Consider the following 19,133-nt stretch of genomic DNA (forward strand, 5'->3'; position numbering starts at 1 on the left):
CCTTACGAAACCGCAGGAAATTTGGCATGAAATACGTTCGTTCCACAATGGCGCTGGCAACCGCGCTCGTTTCGGCCGCCGCCGTGGCCGACGACCCCGTGGCGAGCCTGAAAACCGCCAGCGGCAAGGTCGAAGTTTCGCGCAACGATCGGGTCATCGCGCTCTCCGCGGGGGCGCCGTTGTTCACCGGCGATGTTCTCAAGACCGCCGATGCGAGTTCCGCGGGCGTCAGTTTCCAGGATGGCACCCGGATGAGCATGGGGCCCGGTTCCGAGCTCAAGATCGACCGATACCGGTTCGTCCCCATCAACCAGGACTACGCGTTCGACGTTTATCTGCGCAAGGGTTCGGCGGTTTTCTCCACCGGCAAGTTCGGGAAGCTCGCGCCGGAAGCGGTAAAGGTCAATACGCCGCAGGCCAGCATCGGGATTCGCGGCACCAAGTTTCTGGTCAGGGCGGAGTAGGGAGGTCGCGATGAAGCGTATCGGTTTTATCTCGCTGCTCTGCCTGTTGCTGGCGGCATGCGCGCCGGCGACCACCGTGGTCCTCGTTCCCGACGACGACGGCAAACTGGGCCGGGTGGAAGTGAGCGGCGGCGGCGCCAGCCGCACGATCGCCGAGGCGTCGGCTTATGTGGACGTGACCGACCAGATTTCCGAGCCCAGGCGCATGGACGAGGCGAAGGTGCAGGCGCTGTTCGGTGCCGCGCTGGCGGCCGCCCCGGCCAAGCCGCTGAGCTACTTGTTGTATTTCGGCAAGGATTCGGCTGAACCCAAGCCCGATTCCAAAGCGGAAGTTCCGGAGATCGCGCGGGTTATCAAGGCGCGCACCCTGCCGGAAGTGACCCTGATCGGCCACAGCGACCAGGTCGGCAACGTCGACCACAACGAGCGGCTGTCGGCCGCACGGGCGGAGGCCGTCCGTTCGCTGCTGCTGCAAGAGGGCATCGACCCGAAGATCGTGCGGGTGGAGAGTTACGGTTTCCGCGCGCCGTTGTTTCCGGCCGCGGAGGGTGTGGAGGAGCCCAGGAACCGGCGGGTCGAGGTCTTTCTGCGCTGAGGCGGCGGAGAGGCGGGCGCTCCATGAGCGCCGCGGGCCGAACCGGCGAGACGCCGTCCCGCGCCGTGCTGGCCGCGGGGTGTCTGCTGACCGGGCTGGCGCTGCTGCTGCGGCTGGCGGGCTGGGCGCCCTGGGCCGGATTCGACGGCGCCATTTTCGACCAGCTGGTCCGTATGCGCCTCGCGGCGCGGGCAGAGTCCCAAGTCGTGGTCGTGGACATCGACGAGAACACCCTGTCGGCAGCGGGGCAGTGGCCGTGGCCTCGCTATCGAGTGGCGGCCCTGGTCAAGGCGATCGCTTCCGCCAAGCCGCGGGCCATCGGTCTCGACATCCTGTTCCCGGAACCGGACCGCACCTCGCTTTCCACGCTGCGGGAGAGCTTCCGGCGCGAGTTCGGGCTCGAACTGGGTTTCAGCGGCGTGCCTCCGGGAATGGAGGACAACGACGGCTACCTGGGCGCCGTCCTCGCCGCCAGCGGGACCATCGGTTCGATCTACTTCCCCCCCGATCTGCGCGACACCGGACCGCGCTGTCCTCTGGCTCCCCTCGCGATAAGCGGCGCGCGTCCTGCCATCGTCCCGCCCGAAGGGAAGAGCGTGCTTTGCAATACCTTCCCGGTGCACAGCGGGCTTGCCGGGCACGGATTCATCAATGCCGTGACCGATCCCGACGGACGCCTGCGGCGCCAGCCCATGTTGTACGCCTACGAAGGGGGGTGGTACCCGAGCCTGTCGCTGGCCTTGCTGATGCGCATCACCGGTGCCGATGCCGTCGAGGTGGGGACCGATGCCTTCGGACCGGTACTGAAGCTCGGCCGCCTGGCCGTTCCGGTGGACAGGCAAGGCGTGGCGCTGCTGCGCTTTCGGGTTGCAGGCCATGCCCAGAGGCGGGTCTCCGCCCTCGACATTTTGCGGGAAGACTACTCCCCGCAGGACTTGGCGGGACGGATCGTGCTGGTCGGCTCGTCCGCCGTCGGGCTGGGCGATCTCCACCGTACCGCTGTTGCCCCGGATCTGTCCGGTGCCGAGGCGCACGCCGTGCTCATTGACGGTGCCCTGGGCGGAGTTAACTACCGCGAGCCTCCGTGGCAGGAGGTTTTCGTCTCGGGCACGATTCTGGCCTCGGGCTTGGCGACCGCTCTCCTGTTCGCCCGTCTGCCGGCACTGCAGGCGACGTATGGAGTCGTGGCGCTCGTCTCGGCGCTCGTGGGGCTCGGCGTGGGAATGTTCACCGGCGCCGGTGTGGCCCTCGATTTCGCCTCGCCCGTTCTGACGGTCGTCGTGGAGGCGGGCGTGCTGTCCTTCCTGCTATACCGCCGGCAGGAACGGATCGCTGCCGTCTCGCGCCGCGCCCGGGAGGCGGCCGAGGCCGCCTCCCGGGCCAAGAGCGAATTTTTGGCCCGCATGAGCCACGAGATCCGCACGCCCTTGCACGGCATGTTGAGCGCGGTGGAACTCCTGCTCCACGGCGGGCTGGACGCCGGGCAGAGAGAGTATGCGGAGATCATCCGCGGCAGCGGCCGGACCTTGCTGGCGATGCTCGACGACATCCTCGACCTGTCCAAGATCGAAGCGGGAAAGCTCGAGCTCGGATCGACCGAATTCGAACTGCGGGAGGTCGTCGACGCGGCGGTCGGATTGTTCCGGGCGCAGGCGTTGAGCCGAAACCTCGCTCTTCGCTGCGATGTGGAACCCGGCGTGCCGTACCGGGTGAAGGGTGATCCCGGCGCACTGCGCCAAGTCCTCGCCAATCTGATCGGGAACGCGGTCAAGTTCACCGCGCGGGGAGAAGTGGCGCTCGAGGTCTCGCTGGACCAGGAGACGCCGGAGGCCACGACGCTGCGTTTCACCGTTTCGGATACCGGCATCGGTATTCCGGCGGACTGCCGGGACCGGATATTCTCGCCGTTCGAACAGGCGGACGGCTCGACGACACGGAAATATGGCGGGACGGGCCTGGGACTTGCCATCAGTAGGAAGCTAGCGACGCTCATGGGGGGCGAATGCGGCGTCGACAGCACGGACGGGGAGGGTTCGCGCTTCTGGTTCACCGCGGTTTTCGGCAAGACGCACGGGATTCGCGGGAATGGCCAGGCTCCGAGCGGGTCGACCGGCGCCGCCGTTCCAGCCGGCCAGGGCGGACATTTGGCCGGCGCGCGGGGACTCGCCCCGAAGCCGGGTCCGGCCACGAGTGGGATTTCTCCCACACCGAGGCGCCCTTACAGGATCCTCGTGGCCGACGATAGTCCCGTCAACCGCAAGCTGCTGCTCGCCATTCTGGAGAGGCTGGGGTACGCCGCCGACGCAGTGGGCGACGGGCGGGTCTGTCTCAGGGTTCTGGGGGAACGCCGGTACGATCTGGTGCTCATGGACTGCCTGATGCCCGAAATGGACGGCTACGAAGCCACCCGGCTGATCCGGGCGGGGAAGTCCGGTGCGCCCGATCCCGCAATACCGGTCATCGCTCTTACGGCCAGTGCGGTCGCCGGCGACCAGGAGAAATGCATACTCGCCGGTATGGACGGTTATCTGGCCAAGCCGGTGGACATCGAATTGCTCGGCCAGATGCTGGAAAGCCGGCTGCCCGCCCGAATATGAGACGGAGGCTGGATGATGCGTTCTGAGCCGGGAGATTTCTTTGGGAGGCGGAAGTGGTGAATCATGCAGCCCCGCGCCGTGAGGCGATAAATCCGGTGTCCGCGTCCTTCGTGGGACTGGTGGTATTCTTTGCGCTGACCGGCGGACGGGTTCTCGATCCCGGCTATGTCGACTGGCTGATAGGGCAGGATCCCATCATGGTCGATCGCGCCATGCACTACCTCGGCTGGGAGTTCTTTCGGCACTCGCCGGTCTTGCAGTTCCCGCTCGGCGCCAATCCTGCCTACGGCAGCGAGATCAGCAGCTCGATCGTATTTACCGACTCGATACCTTTGTTGGCCCTGCTGCTGAAGCCGTTCGATGGAATTCTGCCCGAGCCTTTTCAGTATTCCGGATTCTGGATACTGACGTCATTTTGCCTGCAGGCTGTGTTCGCCTGGAAGATTCTGTTCGCTATTGGCAATGACAGAATCCTGGCGCTGACGGGCTGTGTATTTTTTGCGCTGGCTCCGCCCGCGCTTTGGCGGTTGACCGCTCATTATGCTCTGTTCGCTCAATGGGTGTTGTTGGCCGGACTGTACCTTTATGTCAGGCGCTCGTTCAGCGGTCCGTCGTGGTATTTGCTGCTGGCGGTGACCGCGCTCATCCACGCTTATCTGCTCTTCATGGTCGCAGGGCTATTCGTAGCCGATCTGCTGCAGCGTCGTTGGCTAGGGCAGACGAGTACGGCGCGCACCGTCACCGTGTTCGCTGCCGGAACCGCCCTCACCGTGTTGGTGATGTGGGCCGTCGGATATTTCATGGTGGGTGCCGGTGTCGAGATCGGGGGCTTCGGATATTATCGGATGAATCTTCTGGCGCCGATCGATCCCGACTCGGACTGGTCGATATTGCTGCGTGATCAGAGGCAAGGTCCGGGAGATTATGGTGGATTCAGCTATCTCGGCCTGGGAATGTTGGGTCTCATGTCCGTGGGTTTGTATGAAACCCTGAAGTCCCGTGGCCTTGAATGGAACGCCAGGCGACTCACGCCGCTCGTCCTGTTGTCGCTATGTCTGTATCTGCTCGCGATTTCGAACCATATTGCAATTGGAGACAACGAAATCGTTGCCTATGGTATTCCGGTGCCGGTAGAACCTTTTGCACGGATTTTCAGAGCGGCAGGAAGAATGTTCTGGCCAGTTTTTTACATCATGTACACGGCCGCCTTTTATGTTGTCCTGAAAAAGCTGGACATAAAAACGGCCAGAATCTTATGTGTGCTGATGCTTCTCGTGCAGGTGGTGGATATGTCTCAGGCCTTGGCCCGGCTGCGCGAGATGTTTACCAGCCGATATACCTGGTCGTCCCCCTTGACTTCGCCGGTGTGGACCGAAATCGCTGCCAGATATAAACACATTGTGTTCGTTCCGCCGAAAAACGAGCCGGCCAATTGGGTGCCTTTGGTACACCTCGCTGCCAGTAACGGAATGACGGTGAACGCGGCTTACTTTGGCAGAGCCGATAACGCCAAGATCGACCGTGTCGGACGCGATCTGGCTTTGTCCTTGTCCCGCAACGAGCTGTCTCGCGATGCCCTATACGTATTTGAAGACGACCCCCTTGTGGACGCTGGCCTCTGGGCGCGTCTCCAAGGCGGACTTGGTCGGAGAGATAGATGGTCTGCGCATCATTGCCCCAGATTTCAGATGAGGCTTGCCCGGCAGTGCACCTCGATGCCTGAGATGCACTACCGGGCACGTCCTCGCGGCTATTGTCCTTCCTGGCCCCCGGCGCTCCCCGGCGTCTTCGGGAAACAGGTGTCGTTCGCGGCTGCCTTGGCGTCCTTGAGCTTCTTGCGCAGTTCTTCGGATTGCGGCGGGTCGCGGAAGACGGCGCCGCGTTCGCCCCCCATCCCGAACAGGTTGGTGAAGGTCACGGCCTGGTCGTATTCGTCGGGGGTCATCGCCTTGGCGACGACGTCGACGGCGCAGGCGCAGTGGTACATGTTGTCGTAGTTTTGACCGCCGTGTTCCTGCATGCACTGCAGAACGTATTCGACCCGCGTCAGCGTCGGGAAATCTCCGGTGCCCTGGGAGGCGGCGGGCTGCTCGGAAGCGGCGGAGGTCTGGACCGTCGGCTGCACCGGTTGGGGATCACAGGCAGCCAGACCCGCCAGCAGCAGGGTCAGTGCAACGGGCCGGGTCGTTCTGGCAGGGAAGGTTTTCTTCATGGTCGTGTCGGATCGGTGAGAGGAGAGGAAACTAATTCTCGGCGGCAAAGTCGACGATTTTCTTGAGTTTTTCGTTCATGCCCCTGGCGAAATCGTCGAGGGGCGGGTTTCGGGTGGTTTCGGGCAAGAGATGCGCCGTGATCCGTGTGCGGCCGCCCTCGAAGCGGACGGCGACGTTGCAGGGCATCCAGGCCACCGCCGCCGGCTCGATTTCGAGCATCTGCCGGGCCAGGGTCAGGTTACAGAATTGCAGCGTGTCATAATCGGGAAAGTCTATCTGATCTCGCTGGCGTATCACACTGCCGATCTTGTTGTGGCCGGTGATCCGGAAATTCTGCTCGGTGATCGCCAGCTCCAGCTCGGCCATCACGTCGGCGTACGGTTTGGTGGTTTCCACTTCGTAATAGTCCGCGCGCCAGTCCGCCGGCTTCGAGGCGCAGGCGGACAAGACCGCTACCGCCAGGAGGGGCAGGTGCCGCATTGGTTTTTCGATCATCGTCAGGATTTGCGCCGTGAAATACCCTTCCCCCAAGATTACCGGATGCGTGCTGGCCGGCGGAAGAGGAAGCCGCATGGGCGGCCGCGACAAGGGCCTGGTGCCGTTCCGGGGCAGGCCGCTGGTGGTTTATGCGCTGGATGCCTTGCGGGCGGTGGCAGGGCAGGTGGTGGTCAGCGCCAACCGTAGCCGGGAAATTTACGCCGGCTTCGGCTGCCCGGTGATCGCCGACGCGAGCGGGGAATTCGAGGGGCCGCTGACGGGACTCTTGAGCGCAATGGCCTGGGCCGACACGGAATTCGTTCTGACCGTGCCTTGTGATACGCCGCTGGTCACCGGCTGCATGTTGAAACGCCTGGCCGAGGAACAGGCGGCGTCGGACTGCGACATCGCGGTGGCGCACGATGGCGAGCGGCTGCACCCGGTATTCCTCATCGCGCGGCGGTCCCTGCTGGCCGATCTCCAGGCATTCCTGGCTTCGGGGGAGCGCAAGGTCGAAGCCTGGCTGGCCCGGCACCGGACCCACCGGACCGACTACAGCGACGTGCCGGAGTTGTTCGCGAATGCGAATTCCCTCGAGGAGCTTAAGGTACTGGAAGCGCGCGGGAATCAGTCCAACGCCTGACCGTCCCCGTCGAAAAAATGCCAGTCTTCCGGCGCCATCCTGAGGCGGACGGCATCGCCCCGGGCAAAGGGCTGCAGGCCGGGGAGGCGGGCGATGAGGCAGGCCGGTCCCGCTTCAGGGGCGAAATGCAGCAATGTTTCATGGCCGAGATATTCCACCTCCTGGACCCGGGCTGCGATCCCCTCGGACGATTGTTCCGCCAGACGGACAGCTTCCGGCCGGATGCCGGCGACGGCCGTCTGTTTCGGCGCCTCCGTTCTTCCCGGCAGCAGGCAGGCGCCGAATGTGGGGAGGACGATCCGGCCGGAGTGCTCGAGCCGGACCGGCAGGAGGTTCATGGGTGGGCTGCCGATGAAGCCGGCGACGAAAGTGTTGGCGGGGTGCGCATAGAGATCGCGGGGCGAGGCGGCCTGTTGCAGCCGGCCGCGGTCCAGGACCGCGATGCGCCGGCCCAGCGTCATGGCTTCGACCTGGTCGTGGGTGACATAGATCATGGTCGTCCCGGTCCGCCGCTGCAGTTCGGCGATTTCGGCGCGAACCTGCACGCGCAGGCGGGCGTCCAGGTTGGCGAGGGGCTCGTCGAGCAGGAACACCGCGGGCTCGCGGACCAGCGCCCGTCCCATGGCCACGCGCTGGCGCTGGCCGCCGGAGAGCTGGGCGGGGCTGCGGTCGAGGAGCGGCGCGAGTTCGAGCATCGCGGCCACCTGCTCGATCCGGCGCCGGCGTTCGGCGCGGCCCATGCGGCGCATCTTCAGCGGAAATTCGAGGTTGCCGCGTACCGTCATGTTGGGATAGAGCGCGTAATCCTGGAACACCATGGCGACGTTGCGCGCCGCCGGGGAGAGCGTGTTCACGTTCGTGCCGCCGATCCGGATCGAACCGGCGGTGGGGCGGTCCAGCCCGGCGATGAGCCGCAGCAGCGTGGATTTGCCGCAGCCCGAGGGCCCGACGACGACGAGGAGTTCGCCGCCGGCGATGTCGAGGCTCAGGTCCGACAGCGCGGGGAAGCCGCCCGGGTAGGTTTTGCTCAAGCCTTCGAATGCGATGCTGCCCATGCGGAGTCGCCTGATCCGTTGCCGACATAGCACTTCACCTGATTGCGGCCGGCATGCTTGGCAGCGTACAGCGCCCGGTCGGCGGAGCGCATCAGGAGGTCGCCGGTGTCGCCATGGCCCGGAAATGCCGCGACGCCGTCGGTGCCGCCGATCAGCCGCGCATATTCCTGGAGCGCCGGCCGTCCGTTGATTTCCCGGACGATGCGGTGGGCGGTGTCGGCTTCGGTGACCACCACCCGTTCGTCGGCGACGGCGAAGTGTTCGGTCATGAACGCTTGGAAAGGCAAGGGCGTGCTGAAAAGCGTCAGAACCGCGGCGTCGGTGTGGAAATGGCCGTCGAAATAGACCTGGGTCTTCGCGAACTTCATGCCGTCGCCGGCCGACCCGCCGATCAGCGGAAGTTTGCCCAGAGCGTCCTGCAACACATGGGCGACCTCTTCCCCGCGAACCGACAGGCCATCGATCATCAAGAGGGCGAAACCGTTCTCCGGACGCGCCCCTGGGGCCGAAACCTCGAGCCGTTGCAGGAGTGCTTGCGCCAGGGCATAAGCTCTGGCCCCGTCGAATTGCCGCAGACCGGTCAGGATGTCCGCCACCGCTTGGAAGCCGCCGGCCTGGAAGCTCGCGCCCGCCAGGCTGTGGTCGCGGTAGCCGGCCGGTCCGATTTCTCCCGCCGTGGTGCAGCCGACGACGGGGATTCCGGCGAACAGGCGGCGCATTTCAGCGGCGATCGCATCGAGATCGTATTCGCTGGAGCAAAAGAACGTCACGAGTGCCGGCTGTTGGGACGCGACGCCCGCATGGAATTCACGCACGGCTTCGCGGGGGTCTTCGGCGCAGGATTGTGCGATTCGGATGGAGGAGGAACCCGCCTCTCCCGTGCCTGAGCGGACATCCCGGTTTTTCATGAGCATGGGGGGCCAGATATCCTAGCCATTCCGTCGATTGAGCTGGCTGACATGAGCGTTATCCCGACAGCGAAAATCCATAAATGCAAGTGACACCGCGGTGACCTTACAATTGTATACGACTTGACATATCTGGCTGTCTGGATCAGCATGCAAGCGGGCCTGGGGGATTGTCCAATCGTGCTGAACTTGTTCAGATACAGAAGACGTCGATGCTGGATAGGCTTTCTGGCGTTGACGTTAATCGCCTTGCAGGTGTCGTCCTTGCTGCGGGTGAGCTGCATCGGGCCTGTGACACCCGAGGAACATCCTGTCTCGCTGGATTGTACGGGCCAATCTTCCCATGTGCATGAGGGTGGTGGTCATCGTGTCCCGGTATTGCTGGATTGTGCGGCCCATCCGTGTATAAACGCCTTTTCCGGCAGCGACGACGATGCCGTCCTGAAAAAAGAAAACCAGCCTGAGTTGGTTATCTGGATAGCCATGGCTATCCTTCAGACGCTGATATCCGTCGCGCTTCTTGAGATTTGCAGTTACCCGCGTCATTCACGCGATTTCCGGCTGCGAGAGCGCGAAATCCCCCTTATCTATCGATTCTGCAGTCTGCTCAACTAGCCCCCTTCCCGTCTAAAAGCCTCGAGATATAAGGTTTTTTACGACGAGGAGTGGCTATGTCTTTGTTACGCCGGATTTACCCGGCAAACTCAAATTCGTTCATTGTGGCGCTTTATGTCATCGGGGCTTATCCGAGGAACGCGTTCGCCCGCAAAAAACCGGGGGCTGAACGGATGCCATCAGAGGTCGCAGGTCCGTTTTCCGAACATCACGCAGAAATCAAGGAGGTAACATTAGGCGGACAGTTAATAATATGTTGTGTTTGAATAAATAATCCGGTGATCAATCTAAAATAGGTCAATGAGGTATGCCATGAACAAAATAGAGTTGCTTCCGTTGAAATAAATGGATTTGTTGTGGTATAAAACAATTAACAACAATCGAATGATGTCAGCCAATGATTTTTGAAAAGTTCATGGAAGAAACCAGTGAGCGTACCGTCAGAGCCCTGATCGGAATGAGTAAGGCGCAATTCGCCAAGCTTTGCCCTATCTTTGAGGAGGCTCATGCGGAGATTCAGCAAGAACGCGTTCAGCAAGGCGAAATAAAACGGGTACCCAAAGGTGGCCATGTGGGCTATCTCGATCGGATAGATAAGAAGCTGTTCTTCATTTTGCATTACCTCAAGACCTACTGTACCTTCGATGTCCTGGGCTTTCATTTTGGCTTCAGCTCGGGACACGCGCATCGCCATGTGGCGCAACTTCTGCCCGTGTTACGGCGCAGCCTGGCGAAACTTGATCTGCTGCCCGAGCGGGAGCTGACGACCCCGGGAGAGATGATGAAGCTGATTGAAAAACATGGAGATATCATCATTGACGGGGTGGAATGCAGTTGCGTCAGGCCGCAGGATGACGATCAGCAGAAAGCCCACTATAGCGGTAAAAAAAACGCCATACGGTTAAAACCCTAGTCATTTCGACCCTGGCACGGCAAATTTTGTTCGTTGGAAGTATCGTGGCCGGCAGTGTTCATGATTATGCGCTGATGAAGCGATGGTTCGATCCTGCCTTATCATGGTTTGACGGTGCCGATGTCTGGTTGGATTTGGGGTTCTTGGGGGCCGCTTCCGATTATGGGAATAAAGCCAGAATTCACCTGCCTCATAAGAAACCCAGAGCCTCCAAGAACAATCCTCATCCCGCGTTGGCAGATCAACAAAGGCGCGAGAACAAAAAGCAAGCGCGAACTCGCATCTCCGTCGAACACTCCATTGGAGGAATGAAGACCTTTCATTGCTTGATGCATCGCATTAGAAACCGACTCAGTCTATTCATAGATAGCTTTTTCGGGCTTGGCGCTGGCCTTTGGAATCTAAAAATTTCTTTGTAATCATGCGGTTATCATCGGAAACAACTCTAATGATCAAAACATTAGTGCCAGTTGCTATAGTCCTTGGGATGCTGGCGAGTTGTGCCCAACCGAATCTTCATCCCATGGACATGACCGCGGCGGTACAGAGCGCCAAGACCAGAGCCGATCACGAAGCGCTGGCGGCGCATTATGAGCAAGCCGCCCAGGAAGCGGTGAGCAAGATTGACGAGCACAAGAAGCTGCTCGAGCAATATAAAACGCGGGGCTATCTTTATGGAAAACAAGCCTTGAACTTACAATCTCATTGTGAAGCGATTATTCGATCTTATCAGCAGATTGCGAATGCCAACTCGGAGATGGCAAAAACGCACCGGCAGTTGGCCGAAAGTGCGAATTGATCGGTAAGACCAAGGGGCGCGGCAGAAGCGGGCTTTCAGGTCTGTCGCGTCACTCCAGGTGGTTATTTCATTGATGAGATATGGCATATAGCGCGGAGGACAGGCGCCGTGAAATCCGCATTACTCTGGTTGGGGCTGATGTGGCCCGTTTTCGCTGCCACTCGGGAGAACCTCCCGCAGGTGTCACTGGAGCAATTGATCCAGGAGGCGCGGGACCATAACCCGGAGATTCACGCCATGCGCCAGCGATGGGAGTCCGCCAGAGCGGTGGTTCCGCAGGTGCAAACTTTGCCGGACCCCAAGATTGCCGTCGGGTACACCGATATAGCCCCGATGAAGGGCCCGATGTACGGGATAAGCCAGGAAATCCCATTTCCCGGCAAACTGGCTCTCAAGGGTGAAATTGCCTCTCGCGAAGCTGAGCGTACCGAACAGGATTATCTGGCGACCCAGTTGACTGTCATCGCGCGCTTGAAAGAGCTGTTTTACGAACTTTGTTTCATCCATAAATCCAACCAGGTCATCACCAAGAACAAGTCTCTGCTGGAGGGTTTCGCGAAAACCGCGGAGGCACGTTATTCGGTCGGACAGGCCGCCCAGCAGGACATCTTGCGGGCGCAGACCGAAATATCTCGTCTATTGGCCCGCTTGGCCATACTCGAGCAGCGCAGGCAGTCTCTGCATGCCGAAATCAACCGCATCCTGAACCGCTTGCCCAGCGATCCTTTGGGCGCCCCGCGGGAAATTCGGATCACGCCGATGAGGCATGCGCTCACGGAGTTGAACACCTTGCTGGAGCAGGGCTCCCCGCTGCTGCGCGGCCAACAGAAGGGTCTCGAACGCGGCAATCAGGCCGTCGCGCTGGCGAACCGGCAGTATTATCCGGACTTTGAACTGGACGCACGGGGACAACACGATACCGCCATGCATGCGGAAGGCTACCAGGTCATGTTGCGCGTTCAGGTTCCGCTTTATTTCGCCACCAAACAGCGGCAAGGCGTGCGCGAGGCTGTCGCCAGCCGCGAGGCTGTTCTTCAGGATCTGCAAGCGCTGCGTCAGGACTTGTTGGCCCGGATCAAAGACAACGTGGCGCAGGCCGAGCGGGCGGAGCAACTCGTCAGGCTGTTGAGAGACGGCATCATTCCCCAGTCCCGGCTTACGCTGGCCTCCGCCCAGGCCAGCTATGCGGTCGGCAAAGGAGCCTAGCAGAAATAACTTGAACAGTGAGCGGTCTGTGCCTACGCTTTGTGCATGGACGCCACCAAGGTGATTGAGGAAAAATTTCTGGCGCTTTCCGGCCGTCTGGACGAAGCAACGCTGCGGTTGTGGGCAGCGGTTGAGGCGCTTACCCTCGGCCATGGGGGCGTCAGTACCGTAGCGAGCGCGGTGGGTTTGTCGCGCACGACGATCTATGCCGGTCTGCGCGAGCTCGCTATGGCGCCATCCGGTGGCGAGCCAGTCACGGCGAGGATGGGCCGTGTTCGGGCCAAGGGTGGTGGGCGCAAGAAGCTGACGGCCAAAGACCCAACGCTGTTGCGCGACCTGGATGCGTTGGTCGAACCGACGACGCGTGGGGACCCGCAGTCGCCGTTGCGTTGGACCTGCAAGAGTACGCCGCGTTTGGCCAAGGAATTGGTGGCCCAAGGTCATCAGGTGAGCCAGCGCACCGTGTGTGATTTGCTGGCGCAGTTGGACTACAGTCTGCAAGCGACCCGGAAGATTCACGAAGGGGGTCAGCAGGCCGATCGTGATGCGCAGTTCAGCCACATTGCCGCGACGGCGGCGCAGTATCAGGCGGCGGGCGATCCGGTGGTCTCGGTTGATACCAAAAAGAAAGAACTGGTCGGGGACTTCAAGAATGGCGGGCGCGAATGGCAGCCGAAAGGTCGTCCGGAGGGCGTACGCGTCTACGACTTCATCGATCCGCAACTGGGTAAAGTCGCGCCCTATGGCGTGTATGACGTGGGCGCCAACCAGGGCTGGGTCAGTGTTGGGATCACCCACGACACGGCGGCATTTGCGGTTGAGAGTATCCGCCGGTGGTGGCGCGAGATGGGCCAGCCACTCTATCCGGCCGCGCGTCGCCTGCTGATCACCGCCGACTGCGGCGGCAGTAACGGCTATCGTGTGCGGCTCTGGAAGGTTGAGCTGCAGCAACTGGCCGACGAACTGGGGATGGTGATCCAGGTCTGTCACTTTCCGCCCGGCACTAGCAAGTGGAACAAAATCGAGCACCGGATGTTCTGTCACATCACCCAGAACTGGCGTGGTCGTCCTTTGGTCAGTCGGGAGGTTGTCGTGAACCTGATTGGCAACACGACGACCACCGAAGGGCTGCGCATCCAGGCACAACTCGACGACCGGGATTATCCGGCAGGAGTTAAAGTCTCCGACCAGGAACTCGCGGAACTGGCCATTGAACGCGACGAGTTCCATGGCGAGTGGAACTATCGGCTCAAGCCTCGCGATCTCGGCGGCTAAAAGGCTATTGTTCAAGTTATTTCTGCTAGGTTACAAAGTGGATTTCCTCACCCTTCTCAACAGCCTGCTGACGCTTCAGGAAAACGAACTGGAGTTTCACGGCGAGATAACCGAGCACGAGAAGGCACTGGCGCGTCTGGAAGGCATCATCGGAGAAACGCCGTGACCTTTCGCTATCGGGACGTGCTTGTCGGTGCGGTCCTGGGGTCGGTCGTCACCTTGGCCATGGTCCTGCTCTTCCGCGCGGATCACCCGAACCTACGGCAGGCATCGCCCGCCGATGGAACGGAAAAACCGGCTCAGGGTGATCGTGGAACGGCGGTGGAGCTTCCCGCGACAGGGGAAGATCATGCAGGCCATGTACAAACCTCGATGGCACCTGAAAACTCCCTGGTCATCAACCCGGAGCGGCTGCAATCCATCGGCGTCAAGTTCGAGCCCGCGGCGCGGCGCCTCCTGGAGCGGACGATCCGCACGGTGGGCAGGGTGGACGTCGACGAGCGGCAGCTCTCCCGTGTCACCGTCAAGCTGGAAGGCTGGATCGATCGGCTGTTGGTCAATACCACCGGAGCGTCGGTCAGGCGGGGCCAAGTCTTGTTCACGCTTTACAGTCCGGAACTGGTGGCTACCCAAGAGGAGTACCTGATTGCTCTTCGCAGCATCGAAACCTTGGGCGAAAGCGAGTTCCCGGAAGTTGCGGCCGGTGCAAGCGCCTTGTTGGAAGCGTCACGCCGCAGGCTGTTGCTTTGGGACATCCAGGAAAGCCATATCCGTGACCTGGAGCGTACGGGGAAGGTATGGACGACCTTGCCGATCCACGCGCCACGCAGCGGCACGGTCATCAACAAGATGGCGGTGGAGGGCTTGCAGACAAAGCCGGGGGATGAGTTGTACACGATCGCCGATCTGTCCCGCATCTGGATCATGGGCGACATTTACGAGTACGAAATGCCCCTCGTTTCCGTCGGTCAAGTCGCCAGCGTGAGTCTGTCCTACGTGCCGGAAGTCTCTCTCCAGGCGCGCATCGGCTTCATCTATCCCACGGTAGACCCGCAGACCCGCACCGCCAAGGTTCGCTTCGAGTTGGACAATCCGGGCGAACGGCTCAAACCCGGCATGTACGCCAATCTGGAACTGAAGATTCCACTCGGTATGCGATTGGTCGTGCCCAAGGATGCGGTCCTGGAATCCGGGGAGCGGCAGATCATTTTTATCCATCTCGGCGGCGGTCGGCTCGAATGGCGTAACGCCAGGATCGGGCTTCGCAGCGGAGACTGGGTGGAAGTCCTGGAGGGTACTCGGGAGGGCGAACACGTCGTGACCTCGGCGAATTTCCTCATCGACTCCGAAAGTCGGTTGAAATCGGCGGTCGGTGGCATGCCTGGCATGAAACATTAACTTTTTTATCGATCGGGGTTTTTTCTCATGAGTGGTTGTTGCGATGACGGCTGTTCTTTGGATCGGCTGCGCGAACGACAGCGAGGAACGTTGCAGATCGTTCTCGGCATCAACGCCGCGATGTTCCTGGTCATCGTCGCCGCTGCCTTCTATGGAAAGTCATCCGCCCTGTTGTCCGACAGTCTCGATAATCTCGGAGACGCGCTGACCTATGGCCTTAGCCTTCATGCCGTTTCAAGGGAGCGTGTCGTCAAGGCCAAAGTAGCCTTGTTCAAAGGCGGGCTCATTTTTCTGGCCGCCTGCACCGTGGCCGTTCAAATAGCTTTCAAACTGAGTGCCCCCACCATCCCCCTGTTCGAGGTTATGGGCGGCTTTAGCCTTCTAGGCCTTGCCGCCAACTCCCTTTGCCTGTTCCTTCTATGGCGCCATCGCCGTGACGACGTGAATATGAGTTCGGTGTGGGAGTGTTCACGAAACGACATTGCATCGAATCTGTCCGTTTTTATCGCGGCCGGCGCGGTTTGGTTCAGCGGATCGGGCTGGCCCGATATCGTCGTCGCGTCCTGTCTCGTGCTGCTCTTGATGCGTTCCGCCCTTGGCGTCATGACCGCAGCAAAGGCGGAGATGAGAGCGGCAAGCTAACGCTGACGCGAACCTTCGGATCGGAACCATGAGGTAACCGTGTGGTAGAAAAACTCATCGAGTTCTGCGCCAAGAACCGCTTTATCGTTTTTCTGTTGGTCTTTGGCTTGGCCGCCGGCGGCTTTTGGGCCATGAGGAACACCCCCATCGACGCCCTGCCGGATCTATCCGACACTCAGGTGATCGTCTATACCCCATGGATGGGGCGCTCGCCGGACCTGGTGGAAGACCAGATCACCTATCCCATCATCACCGCGTTGCTGTCCGCACCCAATGTGACGGTCGTGCGGGGATTTTCGGACTTCGGTTACTCCTATGTCTACATCCTGTTCAAGGACCGCACCGACATCTATTGGGCGCGCTCCCGTGTACTGGAATATCTCAACCAGCTCTCGGGACGTCTGCCGGAAGGGGTGACACCTCAGCTTGGCCCGGATGCTACGGCGGTGGGTTGGGTATTCCAGTATGCCCTCGTGGATGAAACCGGCCAGCAAGACCTGGGTTCGTTGCGTTCCTTTCAGGACTGGTATCTGCGCTATTGGCTGCGGAGCGTCGACGGCGTGGCCGAGGTCGCCAGTGTGGGGGGCTTCGTGCGCCAGTACCAGATCAATCTCGATCCCACCAAGGTACTGGCGTACCGGCTCAACCTCAATGAGATCATCGAGAAAGTGCGGATGAGCAATCTCGATGTGGGGGGGCGTGTCGTGGAGTTCTCCGGGGTGGAATACATGATCCGGGGTCGCGGTTATATCAAATCGACCGCCGATATCGAGCAGATTGCGGTAGGCGTGAATCCGAACGGAACACCCGTCCTGTTGCGCGAGGTCGCCACGGTTACCCTGGGTCCGGATATGCGGCGTGGGCTGGCGGAATGGAACGGCCGGGGCGAGGCGGTAGGCGGCGTCGTCATCATGCGCTACGGCCAAGATGCCTTGGAGGTGATCGACCGCGTCAAGGCCAAGCTCAAGGAAATCGAGCCCTCTCTCCCCAAGGGTGTCAGGATCGTCACCGCCTACGACCGCAGCGACCTGATCAAGGAATCGGTGGCAACGGCCGCCGAGAATCTGGCCGAAGAGCTGCTCGTCGTCAGCCTGCTGATCATTGGCTTTCTGCTCCATATCCGCTCCGCCTTGATCCCCATCATCACTCTGCCTCTCGCCATCCTTATTGCGTTCATCCCGATGTACTGGCTCGGTGTCGGCCTGAACATCATGTCCATCGGCGGCATCATCGTCGCCGTGGGCGACATGGTGGACGCGTCCATCGTCATGGTGGACAACGCCCACCGTCGGCTGGAGGAATGGGAACAAGGCGGGCGGGTGGCGAAACGCAATCGGGTCCTCATCGATTCCGCCAAGGAGGTCGGTCCGCCGATTTTCGCCTCACTCCTGGTGATCGCCGTCGCCTTCATGCCGGTGTTCACCCTGGAGGCCCAGGAAGGCCGATTGTTCAAACCCCTGGCGCTGACCAAGAACCTGTCCATCGCCATGAGCGCGGTGCTGGCCGTCACGCTGATCCCGGCTCTTCTGTCCCTTTTTATTCGGGGCCGGATCATTCCGGAGCGGCGCAATCCGGTTAGCCGAATCCTGCAAGCGCTTTATGTCCCGATACTGAGGCTGGCGCTGCGCTATCGGGCACTGGTGGTCGTACTCGCCCTCCTGTTGATGGCCAGCATCGCCGTACCGTTCCAGCGCATGGGTTCGGAATTCATGCCGCCACTGTACGAAGGCACCATTCTCTACATGCCGACCACATTGCCCGGCATCTCGGTGACCGAGGCCGGGCGGCTTTTGCAAGAGATGGACCGCAAACTCATGGCGTTCCCCGAAGTCGAGCATGTGTTCGGCAAATCCGGCCGTGCCGAGACCTCCACCGACCCGGCCCCGTTCAGCATGATGGAGGTGGTGGTGGAGCTCAAACCGAAGGAGCAGTGGCGGGATGGCCTGACCTACGAAGACCTGATCGCCGAACTGGATCGCACGCTGCAATTCCCCGGGGTGACCAATGCCTGGACCATGCCGATCAAGGCTCGCATCGACATGCTCACCACCGGTGTGCGCACCCCCGTAGGCATCAAGATCTTCGGTCCGGATATCGAGAAGATAGAGGAGATCGGAAAAGCCATCGAGATGATCGCCAAAGCTGTCCCCGGCACCCGCAGCGTTTACGCGGAACGGGTTTCGGGGGGGTATTTCCTGGACTTCGCGATCAAGCGCGACGAGATCGCCCGCTTTGGGCTGACCGTCATGGATGTGGGCAGAATCATCGAATCCGCCATCGGCGGAGAAAGCATTACCACGACGGTCGAGGGCCGCGAGCGCTATCCCGTCAATCTTCGCTATCTGCGGGAACTGCGCGATGATCTGGACAAACTGGGCCGCCTGACCGTGAGTACGCCCAGCGGTGCCCAGGTGCCCCTCGCCCAGCTCGCCGATTTACGGATGGTCAGCGGGCCGGCAATGATACGTGACGAGGATGGCATGCTCTCCGGTTATGTCTACGTGGACATGGCCGACCGGGACGTGGGCGGTTACGTGGAAGATTTGAAACGCGTAGTGAAAGAGAAAATCGAATTACCCGCGGGTTATATCCTGACCTGGTCCGGACAATACGAATTCATGGAGCGGGTCCGGGAAAGGCTTACGATTTTCGTGCCACTGACGCTGGCCATCATCTTCGTACTGTACTACTTCACCTTCCGTTCGGTGGCGCAAACCCTCATGGTCATGCTGGGTGTGCCGCTGGCTCTCGTGGGCGGCGTCTGGGCGTTGTACGGGCTCGGTTACAACTTGAGTATCGCCGTGTGGGTGGGACTGATCGCGCTGGCCGGTGTCGCCGCCGAAACCAGCGCGGTCATGCTGGCCTACCTCGACGAAGCTGTCCGGCGGCGTCGGGACGCCGGCCGGCTGCATTCGCTCGCGGATCTGACGGAAGCGGTCCATACGGGCGCCAGGGAGCGCGTCAGGCCGGTGATGATGACAGGCCTGGCCAATATCGTTGGCCTATTCCCGACCATGCTGGCGACGGGGACCGGTGCGGATGTGATGAAGCGCTTGGCGGCTCCCATGATCGGCGGCATCGGTTCGGCCATGTTGCTGACTTTGGTGGTCATTCCGGCGATTTACGTCATCTGGCGGTGGCACGGCGACGTCAAGTTGGACGAGGAAGACGCAAGGGATTGAGGTGAGCAGCACAGGGGAGCGGTACCCGATCGGGTTGGCGCCGGCATGGAATTCCTCTTGGTATCGGCGGGGTGGTGCCTCAACTCGGGACTGCGCTAACGCGAAAAAAGCCGCCCCGCTTGGCAGTCACGGCGCTACGCCAAGGCAACGA

At 61.1% G+C, this 19,133-nt stretch carries 18 protein-coding genes; 14 read left to right on the forward strand and 4 right to left on the reverse strand.

The features are described from left to right. Positions 1 to 26 precede the first annotated feature (26 nt). The 4 genes from ABZN20_RS00625 to ABZN20_RS00640 are packed head-to-tail and all read left to right on the forward strand — an operon-like array spanning position 27 to position 5,653. Positions 27 to 464, forward strand: a complete 438-nt coding sequence (locus ABZN20_RS00625) for a FecR family protein (RefSeq protein WP_367026449.1) — start codon at positions 27 to 29, stop codon at positions 462 to 464. A gap of 10 nt (positions 465 to 474) precedes the next feature. Then, positions 475 to 1,059 (forward strand): OmpA family protein, encoded by a 585-nt coding sequence (locus ABZN20_RS00630; RefSeq protein WP_367026450.1) that lies wholly within the window; start codon positions 475 to 477, stop codon positions 1,057 to 1,059. Positions 1,060 to 1,082: 23 nt separating this feature from the next. Continuing rightward, complete coding sequence (locus tag ABZN20_RS00635; protein ID WP_367026451.1) at positions 1,083 to 3,656, forward strand: CHASE2 domain-containing protein; 2,574 nt, start codon at positions 1,083 to 1,085, stop codon at positions 3,654 to 3,656. 56 nt (positions 3,657 to 3,712) lie between these two features. Beyond that, complete coding sequence (locus tag ABZN20_RS00640) at positions 3,713 to 5,653, forward strand: DUF6311 domain-containing protein (RefSeq protein ID WP_367026452.1); 1,941 nt, start codon at positions 3,713 to 3,715, stop codon at positions 5,651 to 5,653. A gap of 246 nt (positions 5,654 to 5,899) precedes the next feature. Here the strand turns inward: ABZN20_RS00640 and ABZN20_RS00645 are convergent, their stop codons facing one another. Further along, positions 5,900 to 6,364 (reverse strand): DUF302 domain-containing protein, encoded by a 465-nt coding sequence (locus ABZN20_RS00645; RefSeq protein WP_423246423.1) that lies wholly within the window; start codon positions 6,362 to 6,364, stop codon positions 5,900 to 5,902. Positions 6,365 to 6,380: 16 nt separating this feature from the next. Between ABZN20_RS00645 and mobA the strand changes: the two genes are divergently transcribed. Further along, the gene (gene mobA / locus ABZN20_RS00650; RefSeq protein WP_367026454.1) at positions 6,381 to 6,989 is read left to right on the forward strand and encodes a molybdenum cofactor guanylyltransferase MobA; all 609 of its coding nucleotides are present in this window, start codon (positions 6,381 to 6,383) and stop codon (positions 6,987 to 6,989) included. On the opposite strand, the gene ABZN20_RS00655 is transcribed toward mobA, so the two are convergent. The 3 genes from ABZN20_RS00655 to ABZN20_RS00665 all read right to left on the reverse strand — a co-directional run bounded on the left by ABZN20_RS00655 (position 6,974) and on the right by ABZN20_RS00665 (position 9,498). After that, positions 6,974 to 8,044: an ABC transporter ATP-binding protein gene (locus tag ABZN20_RS00655; RefSeq protein WP_367026455.1), complete on the reverse strand. Its 1,071-nt coding sequence runs from the start codon at positions 8,042 to 8,044 to the stop codon at positions 6,974 to 6,976. The genes mobA and ABZN20_RS00655 overlap by 16 nt on opposite strands. Continuing rightward, positions 8,017 to 8,958 (reverse strand): FIST N-terminal domain-containing protein, encoded by a 942-nt coding sequence (locus ABZN20_RS00660; protein WP_367026456.1) that lies wholly within the window; start codon positions 8,956 to 8,958, stop codon positions 8,017 to 8,019. The genes ABZN20_RS00655 and ABZN20_RS00660 overlap by 28 nt, the downstream gene beginning before the upstream one ends. A gap of 234 nt (positions 8,959 to 9,192) precedes the next feature. Then, the gene (locus ABZN20_RS00665) at positions 9,193 to 9,498 is read right to left on the reverse strand and encodes a hypothetical protein (protein ID WP_367026457.1); all 306 of its coding nucleotides are present in this window, start codon (positions 9,496 to 9,498) and stop codon (positions 9,193 to 9,195) included. A 466-nt stretch (positions 9,499 to 9,964) separates the two neighbouring features. On the opposite strand from ABZN20_RS00665, the gene ABZN20_RS00670 reads away from it, so the two are divergent. The 9 genes from ABZN20_RS00670 to ABZN20_RS00710 all read left to right on the forward strand — a co-directional run bounded on the left by ABZN20_RS00670 (position 9,965) and on the right by ABZN20_RS00710 (position 18,982). Then, complete coding sequence (locus ABZN20_RS00670) at positions 9,965 to 10,480, forward strand: helix-turn-helix domain-containing protein (RefSeq protein WP_367025613.1); 516 nt, start codon at positions 9,965 to 9,967, stop codon at positions 10,478 to 10,480. 26 nt (positions 10,481 to 10,506) lie between these two features. Next, on the forward strand, positions 10,507 to 10,899 hold the full coding sequence (locus tag ABZN20_RS00675) for a transposase family protein (RefSeq protein ID WP_367025614.1): 393 nt from the start codon (positions 10,507 to 10,509) through the stop codon (positions 10,897 to 10,899). 29 nt (positions 10,900 to 10,928) lie between these two features. Continuing rightward, positions 10,929 to 11,279: a hypothetical protein gene (locus tag ABZN20_RS00680; RefSeq protein ID WP_367026458.1), complete on the forward strand. Its 351-nt coding sequence runs from the start codon at positions 10,929 to 10,931 to the stop codon at positions 11,277 to 11,279. Between the two features lie 108 nt (positions 11,280 to 11,387). Further along, a complete protein-coding gene (locus tag ABZN20_RS00685; RefSeq protein WP_367026459.1) occupies positions 11,388 to 12,485 on the forward strand; it encodes a TolC family protein in 1,098 nt (365 codons plus the stop codon). A 45-nt stretch (positions 12,486 to 12,530) separates the two neighbouring features. Next, positions 12,531 to 13,760, forward strand: a complete 1,230-nt coding sequence (locus ABZN20_RS00690; protein WP_367025221.1) for an ISAzo13 family transposase — start codon at positions 12,531 to 12,533, stop codon at positions 13,758 to 13,760. Between the two features lie 37 nt (positions 13,761 to 13,797). Continuing rightward, positions 13,798 to 13,926: a hypothetical protein gene (locus tag ABZN20_RS00695; protein WP_367026460.1), complete on the forward strand. Its 129-nt coding sequence runs from the start codon at positions 13,798 to 13,800 to the stop codon at positions 13,924 to 13,926. Next, the gene (locus ABZN20_RS00700) at positions 13,923 to 15,158 is read left to right on the forward strand and encodes an efflux RND transporter periplasmic adaptor subunit (protein ID WP_367026461.1); all 1,236 of its coding nucleotides are present in this window, start codon (positions 13,923 to 13,925) and stop codon (positions 15,156 to 15,158) included. The genes ABZN20_RS00695 and ABZN20_RS00700 overlap by 4 nt, the downstream gene beginning before the upstream one ends. 90 nt (positions 15,159 to 15,248) lie before the next feature. Further along, positions 15,249 to 15,800, forward strand: a complete 552-nt coding sequence (locus tag ABZN20_RS00705; RefSeq protein WP_367026462.1) for a cation transporter — start codon at positions 15,249 to 15,251, stop codon at positions 15,798 to 15,800. Between the two features lie 41 nt (positions 15,801 to 15,841). Next, positions 15,842 to 18,982 carry an efflux RND transporter permease subunit gene (locus tag ABZN20_RS00710; protein ID WP_367026463.1) on the forward strand — a complete coding sequence of 1,047 codons (3,141 nt, stop codon included), beginning with the start codon at positions 15,842 to 15,844 and terminating at the stop codon, positions 18,980 to 18,982. The last annotated feature ends 151 nt before the right edge of the window (positions 18,983 to 19,133 follow it).

This window comes from Methylococcus sp. ANG, assembly GCF_040730495.1.
GTDB lineage: Bacteria > Pseudomonadota > Gammaproteobacteria > Methylococcales > Methylococcaceae > Methylococcus.

Excerpts from the sequence above, each read along its gene's own strand:
- ABZN20_RS00635 (WP_367026451.1), top strand. The coding sequence starts at position 1,083 with ATGAGCGCCGCGGGCCGAACCGGCGAGACGCCGTCCCGCGCCGTGCTG.
- ABZN20_RS00660 (WP_367026456.1), bottom strand. The coding sequence starts at position 8,958 with ATGCTCATGAAAAACCGGGATGTCCGCTCAGGCACGGGAGAGGCGGGT.
- ABZN20_RS00645 (WP_423246423.1), bottom strand. The coding sequence starts at position 6,364 with ATGATCGAAAAACCAATGCGGCACCTGCCCCTCCTGGCGGTAGCGGTC.
- ABZN20_RS00680 (WP_367026458.1), top strand. The coding sequence starts at position 10,929 with ATGATCAAAACATTAGTGCCAGTTGCTATAGTCCTTGGGATGCTGGCG.
- ABZN20_RS00670 (WP_367025613.1), top strand. The coding sequence starts at position 9,965 with ATGATTTTTGAAAAGTTCATGGAAGAAACCAGTGAGCGTACCGTCAGA.
- ABZN20_RS00690 (WP_367025221.1), top strand. The coding sequence starts at position 12,531 with ATGGACGCCACCAAGGTGATTGAGGAAAAATTTCTGGCGCTTTCCGGC.
- ABZN20_RS00630 (WP_367026450.1), top strand. The coding sequence starts at position 475 with ATGAAGCGTATCGGTTTTATCTCGCTGCTCTGCCTGTTGCTGGCGGCA.
- ABZN20_RS00655 (WP_367026455.1), bottom strand. The coding sequence starts at position 8,044 with ATGGGCAGCATCGCATTCGAAGGCTTGAGCAAAACCTACCCGGGCGGC.
- ABZN20_RS00665 (WP_367026457.1), bottom strand. The coding sequence starts at position 9,498 with ATGACGCGGGTAACTGCAAATCTCAAGAAGCGCGACGGATATCAGCGT.
- ABZN20_RS00625 (WP_367026449.1), top strand. The coding sequence starts at position 27 with ATGAAATACGTTCGTTCCACAATGGCGCTGGCAACCGCGCTCGTTTCG.